This is a genomic window from Xenorhabdus sp. PB62.4, from assembly GCF_014467285.1.
Classification (GTDB): domain Bacteria; phylum Pseudomonadota; class Gammaproteobacteria; order Enterobacterales; family Enterobacteriaceae; genus Xenorhabdus.
Genome location: NZ_NKHR01000019.1, coordinates 62991 through 81849 on the forward strand (window position 1 = coordinate 62991; position 18859 = coordinate 81849).

The 18859-nt window shown below is 40.2% G+C and carries 12 protein-coding genes and 4 pseudogenes; 11 read left to right on the top strand and 5 right to left on the bottom strand.

Features of this window, described 5'->3' with window-relative positions; all coding sequences use genetic code 11:
* Nucleotide 1 precedes the first annotated feature (1 nt).
* Genes Xenpb_RS14885 through cobT form a run of 5 tightly spaced genes read left to right on the top strand, consistent with a single transcriptional unit; the run spans nt 2 to nt 4610 of the window.
* The gene (locus tag Xenpb_RS14885) at nt 2-1591 is read left to right on the top strand and encodes a cobyric acid synthase (RefSeq protein WP_187655046.1); all 1590 of its coding nucleotides are present in this window, start codon (nt 2-4) and stop codon (nt 1589-1591) included.
* Nucleotides 1588-2133: a bifunctional adenosylcobinamide kinase/adenosylcobinamide-phosphate guanylyltransferase gene (gene cobU / locus Xenpb_RS14890; RefSeq protein WP_187655047.1), complete on the top strand. Its 546-nt coding sequence runs from the start codon at nt 1588-1590 to the stop codon at nt 2131-2133. Before Xenpb_RS14885 ends, cobU begins: the two co-directional genes overlap by 4 nt.
* Nucleotides 2130-2888 carry an adenosylcobinamide-GDP ribazoletransferase gene (gene cobS, locus Xenpb_RS14895; protein ID WP_187655048.1) on the top strand — a complete coding sequence of 253 codons (759 nt, stop codon included), beginning with the start codon at nt 2130-2132 and terminating at the stop codon, nt 2886-2888. Before cobU ends, cobS begins: the two co-directional genes overlap by 4 nt.
* 28 nt (nt 2889-2916) lie before the next feature.
* Nucleotides 2917-3519, top strand: a complete 603-nt coding sequence (locus Xenpb_RS14900) for an adenosylcobalamin/alpha-ribazole phosphatase (RefSeq protein ID WP_187655049.1) — start codon at nt 2917-2919, stop codon at nt 3517-3519.
* Between the two features lie 2 nt (nt 3520-3521).
* The gene (gene cobT, locus Xenpb_RS14905) at nt 3522-4610 is read left to right on the top strand and encodes a nicotinate-nucleotide--dimethylbenzimidazole phosphoribosyltransferase (protein ID WP_187655050.1); all 1089 of its coding nucleotides are present in this window, start codon (nt 3522-3524) and stop codon (nt 4608-4610) included.
* A gap of 349 nt (nt 4611-4959) precedes the next feature.
* Here cobT and Xenpb_RS14910 read toward each other — a convergent pair.
* Nucleotides 4960-5133 (bottom strand): annotated as a pseudogene (locus tag Xenpb_RS14910) (transposase); the annotation flags it as partial.
* 574 nt (nt 5134-5707) lie between these two features.
* On the opposite strand from Xenpb_RS14910, the gene Xenpb_RS14915 reads away from it, so the two are divergent.
* Both Xenpb_RS14915 and Xenpb_RS14920 read left to right on the top strand, forming a co-directional pair.
* A complete protein-coding gene (locus Xenpb_RS14915; RefSeq protein ID WP_187655051.1) occupies nt 5708-7240 on the top strand; it encodes a hypothetical protein in 1533 nt (510 codons plus the stop codon).
* Nucleotides 7241-7430: 190 nt separating this feature from the next.
* Nucleotides 7431-8756, top strand: coding sequence for a hypothetical protein (locus tag Xenpb_RS14920; RefSeq protein WP_187655052.1), 1326 nt, complete (start codon nt 7431-7433; stop codon nt 8754-8756).
* A gap of 73 nt (nt 8757-8829) precedes the next feature.
* Here the strand turns inward: Xenpb_RS14920 and Xenpb_RS14925 are convergent.
* The 3 genes and pseudogenes from Xenpb_RS14925 to Xenpb_RS20075 form a co-directional block, all read right to left on the bottom strand.
* Nucleotides 8830-10224, bottom strand: a pseudogene (locus Xenpb_RS14925) (ISKra4 family transposase).
* Between the two features lie 157 nt (nt 10225-10381).
* Nucleotides 10382-10813 carry a plasmid pRiA4b ORF-3 family protein gene (locus Xenpb_RS14930; protein WP_255523152.1) on the bottom strand — a complete coding sequence of 144 codons (432 nt, stop codon included), beginning with the start codon at nt 10811-10813 and terminating at the stop codon, nt 10382-10384.
* A complete protein-coding gene (locus tag Xenpb_RS20075; RefSeq protein ID WP_368666831.1) occupies nt 10737-10943 on the bottom strand; it encodes a hypothetical protein in 207 nt (68 codons plus the stop codon). Before Xenpb_RS20075 ends, Xenpb_RS14930 begins: the two co-directional genes overlap by 77 nt.
* A gap of 243 nt (nt 10944-11186) precedes the next feature.
* On the opposite strand from Xenpb_RS20075, the gene Xenpb_RS14935 reads away from it, so the two are divergent.
* Complete coding sequence (locus Xenpb_RS14935; RefSeq protein WP_187655053.1) at nt 11187-14804, top strand: inverse autotransporter beta domain-containing protein; 3618 nt, start codon at nt 11187-11189, stop codon at nt 14802-14804.
* Nucleotides 14805-15457: 653 nt separating this feature from the next.
* Here the strand turns inward: Xenpb_RS14935 and Xenpb_RS14940 are convergent.
* Nucleotides 15458-17065 (bottom strand): AMP-binding protein, encoded by a 1608-nt coding sequence (locus Xenpb_RS14940; RefSeq protein ID WP_187655054.1) that lies wholly within the window; start codon nt 17063-17065, stop codon nt 15458-15460.
* 289 nt (nt 17066-17354) lie between these two features.
* On the opposite strand from Xenpb_RS14940, the gene Xenpb_RS14945 reads away from it, so the two are divergent.
* From Xenpb_RS14945 to Xenpb_RS20500, 3 genes and pseudogenes are all read left to right on the top strand, one after another.
* Nucleotides 17355-18104, top strand: a complete 750-nt coding sequence (locus Xenpb_RS14945; protein WP_187655055.1) for an SDR family oxidoreductase — start codon at nt 17355-17357, stop codon at nt 18102-18104.
* A gap of 149 nt (nt 18105-18253) precedes the next feature.
* Nucleotides 18254-18733, top strand: a pseudogene (locus Xenpb_RS14950) (epoxyqueuosine reductase QueH); the annotation flags it as partial.
* Between the two features lie 62 nt (nt 18734-18795).
* Nucleotides 18796-18859, top strand: a pseudogene (locus Xenpb_RS20500) (transposase); the annotation flags it as partial.

The window sequence follows — 18859 nt, forward strand, 5'->3', positions numbered from 1 at the left end:
AATGACATTATCGCTGATGATTCAGGGAACGGCGTCTGATGTAGGAAAAAGTGTGCTGGTGGCGGGATTTTGTCGGATATTCTCGCAGGATGGCTATCGCTGTACTCCTTTCAAATCACAGAATATGGCACTGAATTCTGGCATTACTGCCGATGGCAAAGAGATGGGACGAGCACAGATATTTCAGGCAGAAGCAGCAGGTATTGCACCGGATGTCCGCATGAACCCTGTGTTGCTGAAACCCACCAGCGATCGCAAAGCGCAAGTGGTTTTCATGGGAAAAGTCATGTGCAGCATGAATGCGGTGGAATATCACGAATATAAACCCCAACTGCTCCAGCAAATTCTGGAGGCATATAACGGCCTAGCAGCAGAAACGGATATCATGGTGTTAGAAGGTGCGGGCAGCCCGGCAGAAATCAATCTGCGTGATCGCGATATCGTCAATATGGGCATGGCTGAATTAGTGGATGCGCCTGTGATTCTGGTGGCAGATATCGATCGGGGAGGGGTATTTGCATCAATTTACGGCACACTGGCCTTACTCAGACCAGAGGAAAAAGAACGAGTCAAGGGCGTGATTATCAACAAATTTCGTGGTGATCCGGCGTTGTTAAAATCGGGTATTGATCAGATCGAAGCCTTGACGCAAGTCCCGATCTTGGGAGTTTTACCGTGGTTGGATCTTGATCTGGAAGATGAAGACAGTGTTGCTTTGCAGTTGAGGAAATATGAGCAGTCGGAGAAAGAAGCAGGAGATTATCTCAACATCGCGGTGATTCAATACCCTCATATTGCCAATTTTACGGATTTCAACGCGCTGGCGGCTCAACCGGATGTGCATCTGCGTTATGTCTCTGAGCCTTCTGCGCTTCGGGGCGCTGATCTTATTATTCTTCCCGGCAGTAAAAATACCTTAGGTGATTTGGCATGGCTAAAAATCCAAGGGCTTGATCAGGCCATTATCGATATTCACCAAAAAAACGCTCGCCAGAAACAAGTGCCGATTATTGGGATCTGTGGCGGCTACCAAATGTTAGGGAAGCAGATTGTGGATGAAGTGGAATCCGGTTTAACTCAAATGGCAGGCTTGGGATTATTGGATACTGAAACACAATTCTCTCACGAAAAGCAGACGGCACAAGTGACGGGCGTTGTGATGCCGACATTATCGGGAATGCTGAATTTATGCAGTGAACAACCGATTACGGGTTATGAAATTCATATGGGAATAACCCGGCTTGGTAAGCAGGCAACGCCTTTCGCCAAAATGTATTTACATAATGGTGAGGAAAAAACTTGGTTTGATGGCGCTGTTGCTCAGGATGGTTTGGTGATGGGGAGTTATCTGCATGGTTTGTTTGACCAGAACGCTTTCACCCGTTCGCTATTAAATCAGCTTCGTATACGTAAGGGTTACGCGCCATTGGAAAATATGGCTTTCAATTACTTTCAACATAAAGAAAAACAATTCAACATATTGGCTGCCCGCATGCGTGACCATCTGGATATCGGGCGGATTTACCAGTTAATGCGTGAGCACGAATTGTTGAGAGAAAGAAGTGGAATCTGTGATGGAGTCACGCCATGATTTTGGTGACAGGGGGGGCGCGCAGTGGAAAAAGCAGTCATGCTGAACGCCTGATTGCTGAACAATGCGAACAAGTATTGTATATTGCCACAGCCCAGGTGACAGATGCCGAAATGGCGGCCCGCATTGAGCGACATAAACAGGAACGTCCGGCACATTGGCGGACTTGGGAAGGCCATCAAAACTTAGGTTCCGTTATCCGCCAGCACCGCCAACCTCAAGAGGGCGTTATACTTGAATGTGTCACCACATTGATTGCTAACTTATTATTTGATTTATCGGGTGGAAGATCACCTGATGAACTGGATTTTGCATCATTGGAGGTGTCTATCCATCATCAGATTGATGACCTGGTTGATGCCAGTGTGATGTGTCCTGCACCAGTCTGTTTGGTGACCAATGAATTAGGAATGGGAATCACACCTGAAAACAGATTGGCGCGCCATTTTGTCGATATCGCTGGACGTGTCAACCAAAAGCTAGCACGGGCGGCTAAAGAAGTCTGGTTTTTGGTTTCAGGCATTGAGGTAAAGATTAAATGAAACTGAGCCTTTTTTGGGCCACATTACAGTTTTTGACACGGCTTCCTGTTCCTGAAAGATGGGGAGCGGGGGTTCATTTCCAGCAATATTGGCGTGGTGTTCCCTATTTTCCATTAGTCGGCCTGATTGTCGGTGGCTTGGCTGGTTTGGTCTCGCTCTCTATCAGCCAGTCTGGTGGAGGAATGTATATTGGTGCGATGGGTTATGTACTGGTACTGGCTCTGCTGACGGGCGGGCTACATTTAGATGGATTGGCGGATACCTGTGATGGGATTTTTTCTGCCCGTCAGCGGAAAAAAATGTTGGAGATCATGCGTGATAGCCGGCTTGGGACTTATGGCGGCATCGCGCTGATTTTTTGTATCTTGATTAAGACATTGGCTGTCGTCGAACTCTATTACTACTCCTTTTTTGACTTGCTTGCTGTACTGACATGTGCGCCGATTGTCGGGCGTACAGCCGTAGTGCTTTTAATGTATGAGCAACGTTATGCCCGTGAAGGTGAGGGGATGGGAAGTAGTTATATTGGCCGGGTTACCTCTTACTCTGCTGCGTTGACTTTGTTAGGAGGGGCTGTATTGGTCATGGCACTGGGGAACTGGCAAGGCTTAACGGCAATGATGATAACACTGTTCGTGATTTATGGGCTTGCTTTGTATTTCAATTATCGCCTTGGCGGGCAAACTGGTGATACGTTGGGTGCTGCAATTGAAGCAGGGGAAGTTATGTTCTTGTTGGCGATGATTTGGCAATAAATAAAATACATAGGGAGAGAATAATCAGATGCGGATTTTTCTCGTGCGGCATGGGCAGACACAAGCCAACATTGATGGTGTCTTTTGCGGCAAAATTGACTTACCCTTGACGGAAATGGGAGTCAGGCAGGCGCAACAGCTTGCCATTGCATTGAAAAATATTACCTTCCAATCCGTCCACTGTAGTAAAAAGCAGCGGGCACACCAGACAGCACAAATCATTTCTCCATCAAGTATACAGAACGACAGCCGTCTCAATGAATTGGATTTTGGGGCATGGGAATTGCGTCATCACGAAAATATCGCTAAAGAAGATCCACAGGCTTGGTCACGCTGGCTGGTGGACTGGCAACATGGTTGCCCACCTGAGGGGGAATCATTCAGGCATTTTGCGGGGCGGGTGAAAGAGTACACCGAAGAATTACGTTCTGATACGGTTTCAGAAAATCGCCTGATTGTTGCGCATCAGGGGGTTTTAGGATTATTGCTTGCCGGGTTACTCAAACTGCCGATAACTGCCATGTGGTCTTTTCCCTTTCAACAGGGCACCTACAGTATTGTTGATAATCACGCGGGATTTATTATCTTGCGTGCATTTAATGTTCAGACCGAATATTGGCCGGAAGGATAAAGATGACTCTTCAATCTTTAATTAGTGCAATTCGCCCTTTAAATCGGGTGAATATGGAAAAAGCGGCACAGCATATTGACAGTTTGGTCAAGCCGTTGGGTAGCTTAGGGCGACTGGAAACGCTGGCGATACAATTGTCCGGTATGGCAGGCATTCGTGATCTGCGGGATCTGCAAAAAGAGATCATTGTGATGTGCGCTGATCACGGTGTATATGATGAAGGCGTGGCTATTTCGCCTAAAAATGTCACAGCTATACAAGCACGCAATATGTTAAAGGGGTTAACAGGTGTTTGTGTGTTAGCGAAAAACAGTGGCACGCATGTTTTGCCCGTGGATATTGGCATTGATTGTGAGCCGATTGAACATTTGTTGTCTCTGAAAGTTGCGCGGGGAAGCGGTAATATTGCGCAAGGATCGGCGATGGATTATGAGCAGGCTGAAATGCTATTGCTGGCAAGTGCACAACTGGTGCAGCAGCGTATTGCCGCAGGGATAACGGTGTTTGGCGTGGGAGAGCTAGGGATTGCCAATACGACTTCGGCGGCAGCGGTTACCTGTATCCTGACAGAGAGTGATCCCTGTGATGTGGTCGGGTTAGGGGCGAATTTTCCCCCTGAGCAGTTGGTGCACAAACAATCCATTGTACGGCAAGCCATTGCTGTCAATCGGCCGGATAGCAGAAACGCCCTTGATGTATTGGCAAAAGTCGGGGGATTTGATCTTGTTGGCATGACGGGCGTGATTCTGGGAGCCGCGGCTTCCGGAGTGCCTGTTGTACTTGATGGTTTTTTATCTTATGCGTCAGCACTGGCAGCGTGTCAGATCTCACCCATTGCGCGGGATTATTGTATCCCTTCCCATATGTCGGCAGAAAAAGGCTCGGCGCTGGCATTATATCATTTGAATCTGCAACCTTATCTGCATTTAGATTTGCGTCTTGGAGAGGGCAGCGGGGCGGCTATTGCCATGTCCTTGATTGATGCTGCTTGCGCGATGTATTGCCATATGGGGAATTTGGCAAGTAGCGGGATCCAATTTGCCGATACAATACCAGAAAGATCGCGTATAACGCGACCTCTGGAAATATAACTCAGGTTAAAATTATATCAAAAATTATATCATTATCTTATTTTTCAGAATCAGGCCCGGCTCCAGAGCAATATAGCCCATTAGCGTCATTTCTCTGTAAATCTCTACGTCTAATGGGTCTGTCATACTGATACTAGTACTATAGCCGTAATTGCTCTGTAATCGGATGATTATCCCAGCGACGGTAATGACATTGTTGTACACGGTACTGATGTCGTCGTCGCCAATAGGACCAGGATAAAATCTACTCTACTGTTTCTCCCGTCGTTTTCATCCGTTTTGATAACAGCCTACGCAGTTCCGACACACTCAAGGATATCAGTCTCTGCTGAGTTTTTTTCTCCTGTATTCACAGCACAGCTAAAACTGCATGGGCCAATAAGGATAAGGTGATGTGCCGATACCAGCTGTGCCACTGCCGCACTTTGTAACGATCCAGCCCACATTCCCCTTTGGTTTCTTCAAAACCCCTTTCAATTTCCCAGCGACGCCCAGCTACCTGAACCAAGGTTTTCAGGTCAGCCTCAAAAAATATTGAGTTCTGACGATTTGGTCAGCTCTGCGCGTATTCGAGGAAGCAACTTTTTAATATATCCATAATTCATCCATATAATATTATTTCTTTATGTTTTTTCACAAGAACGTGATTGCTTTTTTTTATTTCAATGTTTCCATTTATAACTTTAAAGTAAGAAATTGTAATTTTAAATTAAATTGACCGATTATTTTAACCGAACTGTAACTATCTATGAATGTAAGTTTTTATAGAAAATAATTATATTTTTTATTCTACATGTGTTGACTTTTATTTATTTAAATGTAATCTGGTTTAAAAATCTCAGTAAGATGGTCATGTATTTAATGGTTAGTTGTTGTGATATGCTTCTTCCTTTTTATGTTGAAACAACGATTGACTATTCCCAATAGAAATATTGTGCATTAGTATCATTGCTAACCTTTGCTGGCATTATATTTCAATCATTACGTTAAGTTCGCCTTTTAATAAAATTAGTAACAGTTTATTTATACTTATCAAATAGATATTATTTATGCTTCTCTTAATAAACAATTCACTAACAATGTAAAAAGGTAATAATATGAGCACTATTTCTGAAAGTTTACTTATTGATTTTAAAGGCACTGATGTTTTTCAAGGATCTAGTATTATTATAATAGCCACTTACACTGGAGATAACTCGCATAAGGTACTTAAAAGTAGTGATATTTCTCTTAAAAACACATCAAATAATCCAAATGTGGAAATAGATGTTTATGAAGACAATCATAGAAAAAAAGATGTTGATGTTACTAACAATAAAATAACAGTACCGTATATTGTTAAAGTAAAAAACAGTACGGATAAATCAGATATCAAATTAGAATTTACAACTAATGTTGCTAATTCTAAAACTAAACAGGATATTGCTTGTAAGCAACATAAAGACGAAGACCTTAACCTATCATCCTTAAACCCGATAGTTATAGGCAGTAGTTTTATCGAAGATTTGACCCCGGTAGCTGATGGAAAAATACCTAGTGATGATACTAATGCACACTTGAATGTGGTAATATATCCGAGGAAAAAAGATAACAGTGTGATGAAAAATTGCCAGATTGCATTACATGTAGATAATATAAACTTTACACGTTTGTATGATGGCAAAACAGAGATTTTTCCTTTTAAGAACAATATGTATTACATTAATACGGGTGATGATGGTAATTTTAAAGTAAAATTTTTTCCCAGAAATATGACGAGTTCATATGTAAGAGAAATAAATATTTCTGCAATTATTGGCGATGAAACAGCTAAATCCACACAAAAGGCATTGTTTATTACAAAAGATATTCTCCCTTCTGACAATATAGATGCACCTATAATTGAGAATATGAATGGAGATAAGATATATCCTCCATCAAATATAAGTGATAGCAAATTTAATGTTAGAGTGCCTAGATCCGATATAATTCAACCAAACGACACTGTGTATATTATGAGCAATGTTGGTACTCAGAGTGTAGCTACACTATGCACGTCAGAAATATATGGTGACAGAAGTCGTAAAGACGAACCTTTTAAGATCCCTTATAATATTTTTACCGCACTTGAAACTAATACTCTGTATTACTATATTTTGACGTCAGGGGCGGATGCCTACAGATCAAAAGATTTACTTTTTAAATTGGCTGATAGCGCAGATTATCAGCCACCGAGAGGAAAATTAGAACGGGTGACAATTTTGGATAGCATGGGAGATGAAATTGAAGAATATACTGTTTTTGGTATAGATTCGATTAGTGAGGGAGTAGTGTGTTCTGTCCCCGTTGGTGGTGCAAATCAAGTAAAAGCAGGAGATACTATTACACTCTATTTAGCCATAACTGGATATGATCCTATTACAGGTAATCCGGTTTTTGAAAATCCACATTTAGATCAGATACCTATAACGGATAAGGATGTCCAAGCAGGATATGTTCAGATCAAGATTAATAATAATATGTTATCAGGAGTTCATACAGATCTTGATGGTAACCCTGGGCCTATGTATATTTATTATATTAGTAGTCAACAAGAATATTCAAAGAGTTGGCAGGGGTTTCTTGATACCGCTCCTTTGGATGCTGATTAAGTACTAAGGATTATATAATAACTTGTAGTGTGGATAATACCTCTATAGGCTCCCACCTCACTTTCCGAGGTGGGAGGTACAATATCAATATATTGTTAAATAACTTCACAAAATAATATATGAATGCAAGAAAATCCATTTTCATACTTATATTTTCCTGAATTTTTATTTCAAATTTTAATGGAGAAGAATGATGAATATAATTGAAAAAAATAACCCCCTTAAAAAACCCATACTGCCACAAAAAGACGAAAATGGGGTTATTGATGTTAGTAAAATGGAAAATGATTTTATGCTGGTTGTTATTGAGCATTTTGATACTGAAAAACCAAAAGAAAAGATAAATATATTATTGAATGGTGTCAAAGCTGAGTATTATTTTATAGAGAATCCAATCCCCTATACTATACATATAACAATACCTTTTTCTAGTCTATCTTATGAGGATTACACGATTACTTATACAGTAACTGATGTCGCTAATACCGGTTATTCTGAGCCTGCTTATGTTAAAATAATTAATTCTCAAAATATGGATTGTGATATTAATCCTCCCAGTGATGGCATATATGTCAGAACAATTTTTACGTACTCCATTAATAACCAACAATACCTTTTACGCCAACGCAAATGTGATCATTTAGTCACTGTACATAAATTGCTTGCTGGCGGGAAACAGGGAGAGCAAACCTCTATCGGCCAGAAATGGGTAAATTATTATGATTTAATGTTCCCCTTTGTTCTTGGGAAAGATCAATATATATTTGGCTTAGCCAAGAATTTTTTTAATGTGGCACAAGGTACAGATAAATCATTTTGGATGATTGCAAAGTTAGATACGAATGGTAATAAAACAATGATTGATCATGGCTTCTGGGATCACTCTTGGGATATTGGCTTTGCTTTTCCAATCAAGCTATCTAGTACTGAAACTAAGCAATTTATCTATCTTCATTGTAGAGAACCTGACAGTGCAGGAGAATATCGTTATATAATTCGTGAAATAAATCAAAATGGAAAAATGGGTAGTATATCAGATAAAAAAACAACCCGTTATTTCATTGATAATACTATATTTTTTACAGGAGGAGATAAAGGATACTTGAAAATATATTATCAGGACTCCAATGGTAATGATGATTATTATTATAATAGAGACTATGAATTAAACAATGATGGATCTGTAGGAAAACAGGTATATAGCCATGAGTTCGGTGAATTAGATTTTAAAACTGATATTTCCTTTTCATATTTTATTAATAATGCTGGATATGATGCAGGACAAAATGCTGTCGATAATTATTTTTTCATTAATAAAAACTATAGTTACGGTATATATTCGCCTGAAACTGCAATTACTTATATAGGTTTGGATAAATATTATCCATATATGATTCCTTTTAAAATTGATAATCATCAATATTTTATTCGACAAGATCAAAGCGAAAATCATTGGATTATTCAAGAAATTCTTGCTGAAGGTCAACTTGGTTCAGAAACAGATTTTAGAGGATAATTTTTTACAAGATATATACCCAATGGATTTCAAGATGCGTCGCGGCGGGAGAGCATAAAAAAGTGTGGGGCACTTATGCGGCAACGGCTTCTGTCCAATAATGCTCCGTTTCGTCACCCAATTTTATGCTCGGATGCCAATGCTCAAATTGTTTTTTAAAATTATCATTGAGTACCGCTGTGCGTGTCTGGGGTAAGTAATGCGCACCTTGCTGACTCCATTGCATCTGCTGCTTTTTCACCATCCGTTTGGCAATCACTTCATTGATCGTCGATTTAACAAATGAAGAAGAGATCGGTTCACCATATCGGTACATTTCACCGTAATTCGGGATTATCATGCTGTTATTTACAATGTAGGTATACATTTCATCGATATGTTTTAACAGCGATTTATGGTTTTCATAATGCAAGGTATCTTCATCACATATTAGGGCACAATGATCCAGACTCTCTAATGCCTTATCGACATTCTCATGCCAGATATACCATTTTGTGCTGGTGAAATAATCTGATAATTCTGTACTGAGTTCAGGAGCGTTTTTTGATACCCCTTTGGCATATTGTTTTAAGACTGTCAGAATCGTGATATGAAACCAGTCGAGAACATGCTGGGATTCAGGGTATAAATTAAATTGCAGATCCCTAAGATTATCGGCACCATCCGATAAGAAGGTAATTTGTTGATTAGCTTGCATTCCCTGTGAAGATAACTGCACCAGTAGTTTTCTTTTGGGATGATGTTCCAGACACTGCACAAAACCGAAACGTTTGGTCGGGACATTAGCCGCGAATGATTTTCCTGCGATAATTTCGAAATAGTGTTTTCTGTCGTCCCGGTTTCTGACGTAGCCCCATCGATACCCACTGTCATCGGTTTTCCCGGTTTGGGTAATTTTGCCCATTCTCTGGGATCGCTGGGGAGAAAATCAGGCAGCCCGTCTAATTCGGCCTCTTGTCTTTTGGCGGTTTGACAGAGGTGATTTATGGCTGTGGCGGCATTACAACGTTCACCCACTGGTAGAATATCTTTGAGCAGACTGGCGGTTAATCCATAAGACATCAGTGAAGCCCATCGGGTTTCTATACTTGAGTTCCGGGTGAGTATGCGCATCACACCAGTTATTGAGCAAGCTAACGGTTTGATTTGAATTTTTCTCACAAGCGCATCGGTAAACCCGAAATCCCTCTACCGAGATAATGTCAAACAAGGTTCGATACCGGATTATCTATTTTCCTTTTATTCGCCGGTTTCGCTGACAGTAAGGACAAGCGCGATTTTCATCCAAATATTCAGCCGCCTGTTTCTGGATCACTGATTGCTGGATAGCGTTCAAAAGCAATTTGGATTCAGACAGGGAAAGCCCGATATCATTGGGGATGTCGGGCTGTTTTTCTATCGTGAATAGTTTCTCAGTATGGCGATGACCCGATTTATCAACCACCGCTATTTGGATTACGAATTGCATGATACTGTCCTCCCGGGGGGGTGGCTACTGCATTCCCCCGTTTTTTAGCTGGTGACGCAATTTATAATACGTAGAAACACCTAATCCTACATTATCGCAGGCCAGCTTTAATTTTATACCTTTATGGATACCGATCATCCTATCCGCTACAGCCATATTACGAGGGGTTCAAGTTCAGGTGAATCAAGGTTGAGTCTATGTAATTTGTGGTTAACCTTGGACGGTTGAATCTGACGGCATCAAGCACCTCAATCAATGAACGAATCTCTCTGACTGTTGTCGTTTCATCAGCATGAATAATCGCGTTAAGCAGTGCCAGTGTTTTAGCGGTTTCATCCGCTAGCGTCGCTCCGGGCGTTCTGTTTCCGGCCAAACAAAAAGGGGATGTCAGGTTAGAATTTTCAAGAATAGTTTCAATACGGATATCGTGAAGCCAGTGCTCGGAAAAATTGTATTCGTAGGTAAGGCGGTCACCGACATCAAATTCATCAAGCGTAATTTTGTAAGGATTATCAGAAAACCCGATCCCGCCGAAGTAGGAAATGCCGTAATTTTTGCCATAAATACGGAATTTGATGCAGGTGATCATCCTGCCATCCCTGCGCGATCTGAATGATATAGTAAAGAGCGGCTAAAGAAGTCTCGCCTGATAGCCTGAATTGACGCCAGACCATAGGACTGATACCTCGAAGGGCTACTTTAACGACATAGGATTTCATGGTGAAGTGTCGGATAAATACACTTAGTTGCTCATTCTATCACCGACTGAACAAAGCGCCCCACACTTTTTTATGCTCTCGTTTATCACAATATCTAATTATTGGGAACATACCCCTCTTACCCATAACAGAATTTTTGAAAAAATGCTGTACAGGTACTAGAATTAATTAGCTAATATGTTAAAGAAAAAAGAAGCCAAATTGATACGCCAATATGGATGGCTATTTAAGGAGTGCTGATATATGTCATCATGTGTAGAAAAAATAATTTTTCTGATTATTTTATTTATACTTTCAGCAATAACTAACGCTTCAGTCGAACATAGTGTGCAATCAGAAAAGCATGAAACCTATTTAAATAATTCGCATGACCCTGATAATTTTCAGGTTATTTATAACAACATACAAACCGCGAAATATATTTTATCCTCTTCGCCTTCAGAACTTAAAGAAAAGGCAACTTCTTATGCGCTGGGTAGAGTTAACAACACCGTTTCATCCGAAGTGGAAAACTGGCTATCACAGTTTGGTACAGTAAAAATCAATTTTGAATTAGATAGAAAATGGACACTGAAAAATAGCTCACTCGATCTGTTATTACCCCTATATGATAATAAAAAAAATTGGTTGTTTTTTTCTCAATTTGGCTATCGTAATAAAGACAGTAGGGATACTGTGAATTTTGGTTTAGGCGGGCGTTATTTCTATCAAAATTGGATGTATGGTCTGAATACATTTTATGACCACGACATCACGGGTAAAAACAGGCGGGTAGGATTAGGCGTTGAAATTTGGGGGGACTATATAAAACTGGCTGCCAACACTTATCATCGTTTAAGTGACTGGCAGATGTCGCGGAACTTCGAAGAATATCATGAGCGCCCTGCTAATGGTTATGACATTAATGGGGAGTTTTATCTGCCTTTCTACCCTAATTTAGGATCTAAGCTGAGTTATGAACAATATTTTGGCGACAATGTAACCTTATTCGACTGGAAAACTAAGCAGAAAAACCCGGCACTGGCAAAAATTGGTTTAAAGTATACACCTATTCCATTAATCACCATCGGTGCGGATTATAAACAGGGAACAGGCAACCATACTGAAATGCAATTTCTGGCAAATTTAAATATCAAATTAGGTGCTTCATTGAGTGAACAATTATCACCGGATAATGTCGCTTCAATGCGAACATTAGCAGGTATCCGTTATGATTTAGTGGAGAGAAATAACAATATTGTTCTTGATTACAGAAGCATTCCGATTGCCCAATTTTCTTTACAGAAAACAACAGTGGTAGGTTATAGTCGTCAACAGGTTAATATCCCAATAAAATTATCTGCTGATGCATCAATCAGAAGAATTCATATTTCCGATGGAAAAGAAAAAGAAAATTTTGAAAAAAACAAAGGAAAAATTCTTGTTAATTCCAATGAAGTTCAGGTAATACTGCCTGAATTTTTATCCGGAAAAAATGAAACAAATATCTATACATTTTATATTGTTGCTGAATTAAGCAATAACCAAAAAACAGAACCACAGCATATACAATTAATTGTCAAACCTTTTGAAATTTATCACAGAGATGAGGCTAATTTCACCCCATCAGGCCCATTACCTGCGTCAGGAGATACAAAGGATGGATATACGTTTAATCCTGTTATTACTTTTGATACATCTGATAAAGTACCATCAGAAATAACAATTGATAATGTTCAATGGGTAACCGAACCTCCTGAAAATAAAAACTCCGGGCTGGAATTTCACCCTCAATATAAGTTCGAACAAGTAAAAACAGATAAGAACGGATATTTTCTCAAAGATGATCGCGTTATATTAACCAGCACCAAATCAATTAAAGATGTAAAGGTTTATTTAGTCATGGATGGTCAGCCTAAGAAATTAGTGGGAACGGTAAGTTTTACTGACAATAACCAGAGTTATCAAATTAAAGAAATTGAAATCACTCCTGATAAGGATTTAACTGCTGATGGTGAGCAAGCTTACACCTATAAGGCGCTTATTGTTGATAATGAAAAGAATCCTGCAATAAACAAAAAACTCTCTGAAGTGAAATGGAATATAGATAACCCTGTTGATGGGCTAACTTTGCACGTGCCAAAAGGCGAGATACAAACAGACAGCGAAGGGAAATTAAAAGCAACGCTGACCAGTAATAAAAAAGCGGATGGAATATGGATTTCACTTGCCATTGAAAAACAAACCCCGGTCAAGGCACCAAGAGCGGTATCTTTTAAGTTGGAAGGTATCAGTGTGCAACCTGATAACGCAAAACCTAAACCAGTACATGATACTTATACCTATACGGCAATGATTACGAATGCTGAGGGTAAAGCAGAAGTAGGTAAGACAGTACAATGGGGTCTATTAGAAAGTGTTCAGGGTGTCACTCTGAGTCCCGTCACAACAGTCACTGGTCCTGACGGAAAAGTCACGGCCAGACTCACTAGTTCTGTTCCTGCATCAAATATCATTGTGACTGCTTCATCCGGTGGAAATACCGGGAAAGCACAGCAACCTGTAAAATTTGCATGGCCAATCATTCACAAACCGATAGTTACACCGAAGAGTGGCGATGTGAGCAATGATGGAAGTGATGCTTATACCTATACGGCAATGGCCTATGAACCGGATGGCACTACCATTTATACCGGACAAAAAATAAAATTTGAATGGAGTCTTCAGCAACCAACAGGGGACAAAACAACTTATCTGAAAACGTCAGGAGAAGTTACCTCCTCGCCCAAAGGGGAACTCATAAATAATTTGGTCAGTTCCCATAGCCCACCGATAAAAGATGCTGTAGTTTGCGTTGCTATTGCCGGCAATCGTGCCTCTGAAAATGGGCAACAATGTGCAGACAAAGTTTCGTTTACCGAATCTTATACTCTAACGCTTACAGTTGTTCGCCCTACATCGACACTTGAAGGTAAGGCGAATCAGTACACATTTATCGCAACGATAAAACGTAAAAAAGATAATGGGCTGCAACCAGGTGTACCGATAAACTGGAGCACATCATTACCTGTTCCTTTAGCGCAGGAACCCCATCTGATTACTACACAGGAAAATATAACCAACTCGCAGGGGCAAGCAACTTTCACGATGTACAGTGATAATGGAGGATTTGATAATATTACAGTCACTGCTGCGGCTGATAACAGTTCTCCAGATTCGAAAAGTGAAACGGTAAAAATCACTGCGAGACCTAAAAATGACGATAATCGTATTTTACTTTATAATTACAATGGGCAGGAGGGCCTAGCTACGACGCGAGATGGAGTACCCGCGCGTAACTTAACCTTTGGTTGGGATAAATTGACGTTTATACCTAATCACAACGCTAATAACCCTGAAACTGTTGGTGCTAATGCTTATCCAGCCTATAGTTCAAACAATAAAAATATAATTGTGGCTGTTAAAAACGATACAGGTGATGGATATTTCGAAGTGAAAGCAGCGGGTAGTACAACGGTAGAAAGCCGCTACACATTTCCTTCAGGCCGTTACCTTGTATACCAAACATATATAGCCATTAGTAAGATGGTATTTGCTGATACTGGGGGGAGTGGTGGTAATGCTGTGGCCTATGCGTATCCGCCTGAGCGTCAATTCAGTCCTGCTAAACGTTGTACGACGGGGACACCAGTGGAAACGACCGATATAGCCGATAGCATTACAAAGCTTGTAAATCAGGGGGCAGATTTAAAAGCCGCAGGATTAATTGGTGGTATCACTGGAATTGACTACGTTGGAGCAAACACCTCTGGATATACACAGGCTTATCCATTAAGCTCATCACATGAGAGTGATTTATTTATTTTACTTTGCTATAAATAATTAACTTTTGTTTTGTAGAGTGATAATCCCCTGACTGATCATCAAGGATGCGCTGTGAGTTTGTTATCATTAACCTGAACATGAAATGAATCATTCAATGGAGTTCGTAATTCAGCGTAAACCACAACAGCATATTCTTTATCGCCTTTAGGGAGTTGTAAGCCGGAACTACCTAAAATGATGTGGCGAATACAGGGGAATATTATGAAGACTACGCTGCATGGTGGCTCAGAAATCTGGATTCACGTTGCAAGAAGTCAATCACCTCAAAATTATTCAGGACGTATTAGATGGCCGCATGAAGGCCAACCGTGCCGCCGAACGTCTTGGCATCTCCCCCTCGTCAGTGTCATCACTTGATCGCACTATCGTGATGAAGTCCCACTGAGTATGGGCAATAAACACAACGGGAAGCCCAGTAATAACCAACTACCATTGGACGTGTCTGAGTATGCACTTGCTATAATTCGGGAGAACTACCCCCGATCTTGGCCCAATACTCATATGTGAAAAGTTAAACGAGATTCACGGAGTCTATCTTTCAAAAGAGGCTGTCAGGAAACTGATAACGTGGGCGGTGTCATTACCGCCGCCGGGATAAGCATCTGATGAACAGAGCAACTACGACTGTAGTACTAAGCATAAATCCCATGTCATTTTTTAACACGTTCTCTTAATAGATTTTTCATAATCTTACCATTCGCATTTCGGGGTAGTGTTAAAAAAGTATATCCTTTCGGCCGCTTATACCGCGCGACTACCGTACAAATATAATCATTTAATTCTTGTTCCATCACTGAACTATTTTCATCTAATTCAATAAAGGCATGAGGAACTTCTCCCCAATAGGGATCAGGTTTCGCAACGACGGCGGCGGCTGAAACACCGGGATAACTGGACAGGGCATTCTCTAATTCAAGGCTGGAAATGTTTTCACCACCGGAAATAATGATATCTTTTTTTCTATCGATGATTTTGATATAGCCATCAGGGTCAACAACGGCTAAATCACCGGTATAAAACCATTGGCTGCTCATCTCTGGCGTGACATGACGTACCGGGTCGTAAGAAGCGACAATATTCCCACGGACAGCAATTTCCCCAATGCTTTTGCCATCAAAAGGAACTTCCAGCCCGTTATTTTCGTCAATAACACTAACCTGCCCCTGTAAATTGGATACAATCCCTTGGCGCATCTTCTTTAAGATCATGTCTGATCTTGGCAAATCTTCCCACTCAGGTTTATTTTCACAGATAACGACAGGCCCATAAGTCTCGGTTAAACCATAGACATGTGTTGCCGTAATGCCAATGGAATCCAATAGAGAAAATACCATTTCTGTTGGCGGTGCTCCTGCAATAAGTGCATAAACGCGCCCACCAAAATGTTTCCCATATTTTTGTGCCGCTTTGCCCAAAGCGTAGTGAACAATTGGGGCACCACAATAGTGTGTTACATTATTTTCCTGCATAAGTGTTATTGCTTCTTCTGCGTCAAATTTTTTCATACAGATATGAGTGCCGGCCCGTGCTGCAATTGCCCATGGAAAACACCAGCCATTACAGTGAAACATAGGTAGTGTCCATAAAAAGGCAGGGCGCTTGGGCATATCCCAATCCAAGATATTGGAAATGGCGTTAAGATAGGCACCACGATGAGAATAAACAACTAACTTAGGTTGCCCGCTGGTTCCTGAAGTCGAGTTAATACTGATGGCTTCTTGTTCGTCAATCTGGGTAAATGACAGGGTTTTTGATCTGTTTTCGGTTATCAATGATTCATAAGGAATAAATTCATATTCAGTTGTAGATATTGGGGTGGTTGAATTATTCGTATCTACAATAATTATCCTGATTTGACTATTGAAAGTGACATTATCTAATAACGAAATATAACTCTTGTCGATAAATAATATTTGGGGGCTGAGTTTTTCAAAAACAAAATGTAATGTTGCTGCATCTGTCCGTGTACTCAGGGCATTAAGAATGCCACCAGCCAGAGGAACGGCAAAATGTAATTCGAGTAATTCGTGGGTATTGGGTAAAAGAGCGGATACTACGCTCTCTTTACTTATTCCCATTTGTTGAAGTGAAATAGCAATTCTTTCGCAGCGATTGGCATATTGGCGCCATGTCCAACGATGTTTTCCATCGATAACGGCAATATCATCGCCACCACTTAATACGGCTCTTTTAAGAAATAAAATCGGTGATAATGCTGTGCCATCATATTTATCTAAGAATGAATTATCGAGAGTCATATTTTTACCTCATTTTGTTACACCCTTTAGAATTAACAGATTGACTTCAAATAATTAACATTACGTTAATATAATAAAGGTATTTTTACAGTAATACATGACTAAATTGGATAGACACTGTTTTTATTTAAAATTTTATGTGAGTTACGCTCTCTTTTTTAAATATTATATTTTTTGTTATACTGTTTTTATTTATTAATATTGTTGAATTAATTACTAAAAAATATATTGAAAAATCACATTCAAACTAATAAAAAAACTCCATCTATTAATATAAAAGGAAACTATTATGTTTAATTTAGCAGGAAAAATTGCTTTTATCTCAGGTGGAACTAAAGGTATTGGCAAGGGCATTGCAAAAGTGTTGAAGAAAGCTGGTGCGATTACCATTATTGCCGGTACTGATAGCGTGAAAGGGGAATCAGTCGCTAAAGAGCTAGGGGTTGATTTTATTTCTCTTGATGTCACGGATCAGGCTGCATGTAAAAGCGTAATTGATAAGATTGTGAAAAAATATGGCAGGCTCGATATTCTTTGCTCTAATGCGGGTATTTTTCCACAACATTATCTTAAAGACATGACCGTTGAAGATTGGGATTTAGTTCATACTGTCAATCTCAAAGGGACATTTTTCTTAGTTCAAGCGGCATTGAATGTTATGGAAAAGCAACGTCATGGACGTGTTGTGATCACTTCTTCAATAACCGGAGAAATCACGGGTCTCTCAGGCTACAGTCACTATGGTGCAAGTAAAGCAGGGCAGTTAGGGTTTATGCGTAGTGCTGCATTGGAATATGCTGGCCAGGGTATTACCATTAATGCTGTTATGCCGGGCATGATCATGACTGAAGGCTTACAATCATTTGGTGATGATTTTCTCGATCATGCGAAAAATATCACACCAATGCGCGAATTGGGGATACCGGAAGATATCGGTTATGCGGCCTGTTTCCTGGCATCTGATGAGGCGAAATATATTACCGGGCAAACAATTGTTGTTGATGGAGGACAGGTTCTGCCAGAAGTACAGGAAATCTGATTGCCTTTATAAAGATTGCCTTTACAAAGATTGTAGTAACATGATTGTCGTAATACAGAAGAAAAGGGTAAAATGGCTACCCAATAAACACAGGAAGGGGATAGTATTCTCTTCCTGATTTTTATTGTCTGAATCAGGTAAAGGATATTATGTCATTGAACTATGAACGTAACCCGCTCCCACTGCCAAATGGGCACAATAAAGTGTTGCTGCATTCATGTTGTGCGCCATGTTCTGGGGAAGTCATGGAAGCAATGCTGGCTTCAGGGATTGATTTCACGATATTTTTCTATAATCCCAATATTCATCCTCTAAAAGAATATGAACTGCGCAAAGATGAAAATATTCGTTTTGCGGAGCAAATGGGTATTCCCTTTATTGACGCTGATTATGACCGTGATAATTGGTTTGAACGCGCAAAAGGAATGGAAAATGAACCTGAACGTGGTATTCGTTGCACAATGTGTTTTGATATGCGCTTTGAGCGAACCGCGTTATATGCCCATGAAAATGGTTTCTCTGTGATTACCAGCTCGCTAGGTATTTCTCGTTGGAAGAATATGCAGCAAATTAATGAATGTGGTGTTCGGGCCGCTTCTCATTATCCTGATCTCATGTATTGGGAATATATAGCAGAATCATACTAATATGTCATAATATCCAACTCCAAAATGATAAGGCATAAAGTGAAATGGGTTACAGTTTAGATTTTCGAAAAAGAGTCCTGGCATACAAAGATAAGCATTCGTTGACTT

Coding starts and splice junctions, on each gene's coding strand:
- Xenpb_RS14885 (WP_187655046.1), top strand. CDS start 2: ATGACATTATCGCTGATGATTCAGGGAACGGCGTCTGATGTAGGAAAA.
- cobU (WP_187655047.1), top strand. CDS start 1,588: ATGATTTTGGTGACAGGGGGGGCGCGCAGTGGAAAAAGCAGTCATGCT.
- cobS (WP_187655048.1), top strand. CDS start 2,130: ATGAAACTGAGCCTTTTTTGGGCCACATTACAGTTTTTGACACGGCTT.
- Xenpb_RS14900 (WP_187655049.1), top strand. CDS start 2,917: ATGCGGATTTTTCTCGTGCGGCATGGGCAGACACAAGCCAACATTGAT.
- cobT (WP_187655050.1), top strand. CDS start 3,522: ATGACTCTTCAATCTTTAATTAGTGCAATTCGCCCTTTAAATCGGGTG.
- Xenpb_RS14915 (WP_187655051.1), top strand. CDS start 5,708: ATGAGCACTATTTCTGAAAGTTTACTTATTGATTTTAAAGGCACTGAT.
- Xenpb_RS14920 (WP_187655052.1), top strand. CDS start 7,431: ATGATGAATATAATTGAAAAAAATAACCCCCTTAAAAAACCCATACTG.
- Xenpb_RS14930 (WP_255523152.1), bottom strand. CDS start 10,813: ATGATCACCTGCATCAAATTCCGTATTTATGGCAAAAATTACGGCATT.
- Xenpb_RS20075 (WP_368666831.1), bottom strand. CDS start 10,943: ATGAAATCCTATGTCGTTAAAGTAGCCCTTCGAGGTATCAGTCCTATG.
- Xenpb_RS14935 (WP_187655053.1), top strand. CDS start 11,187: ATGTCATCATGTGTAGAAAAAATAATTTTTCTGATTATTTTATTTATA.
- Xenpb_RS14940 (WP_187655054.1), bottom strand. CDS start 17,065: ATGACTCTCGATAATTCATTCTTAGATAAATATGATGGCACAGCATTA.
- Xenpb_RS14945 (WP_187655055.1), top strand. CDS start 17,355: ATGTTTAATTTAGCAGGAAAAATTGCTTTTATCTCAGGTGGAACTAAA.